This window comes from Streptococcus suis (assembly GCF_002964045.1).
Lineage (GTDB): Bacteria > Bacillota > Bacilli > Lactobacillales > Streptococcaceae > Streptococcus > Streptococcus suis_U.
The window spans coordinates 1-274 of record NZ_POPB01000055.1 but is presented as its reverse complement, the minus strand read 5'-3'; the positions used below and the strand labels follow the sequence as shown (position 1 = coordinate 274).

The 274-nt window shown below is 40.5% G+C and carries 1 protein-coding gene; it reads left to right on the top strand.

The genetic code is table 11. From position 1 onward, the window contains the following. Positions 1 to 274: pneumococcal-type histidine triad protein (locus tag C1E99_RS00240; protein WP_153060109.1), on the top strand; the 274-nt coding region annotated here is incomplete at both ends.

Below are 274 nucleotides of genomic sequence, written 5' to 3'. Positions count from 1 at the left end.
GTGTACAAACTACCGTTGCTGAACAATTAACGCCTGATCAAGTTTCTGCCAAGGAAAATATTGACGCTGAGCAGATAGTCGTTAAAATTACTGATCAAGGCTATGTGACATCACACGGCGACCATTTCCACTACTATAATGGTAAAGTCCCTTTTGATGCGATTTTTAGTGAAGAGTTGGTCATGAAGGACCCGAACTATGTTTTACAAGACAGTCACATCATCAATGAAGTTCAGGATGGCTACGTCATAAAAGTCGACGGGAAATACTATCT